This is a genomic window from Neisseria sp. P0014.S009 (genome assembly GCF_051958155.1).
GTDB classification, from domain to species: Bacteria; Pseudomonadota; Gammaproteobacteria; order Burkholderiales; family Neisseriaceae; genus Neisseria; species Neisseria flavescens_C.
The window spans coordinates 1-273 of record NZ_JBQCVS010000123.1; the positions used below are offsets into that span (position 1 = coordinate 1).

1 protein-coding gene is annotated in these 273 nt (G+C 41.8%); it reads left to right on the forward strand.

Translation table 11 applies throughout. The features are described 5' to 3' along the window. The coding region (locus ACTHS4_RS11965) for a hypothetical protein (protein WP_440365995.1) at positions 1-273 on the forward strand (273 nt) is incomplete at both ends.

The following is a 273-nucleotide window of genomic DNA, read 5'->3' on the forward strand; positions in this document are numbered from 1 at the left end:
TTTCCAAGCTGCCTGAAATGAAGAGGAATAAGGAAGATTCTATCGCTCAAAAGCAAAAACAATTGGCAGATATACCGGAAAATACGCCTGCAAATCGGCATAAAAGACAGCGGCTAAAAGATGAAATCCGGAAAGAGCAGGAACATCTGAAAGGACTTGAAAGCGTCAATGAAACAGGTATGCGTAATAAGGATAAACAAGCACGGGAAGCGTATGACCAGCAAATCAATTGGAGCTACTACACCAGTAGTAAGTTTTTTGGTTCTGCAGCCA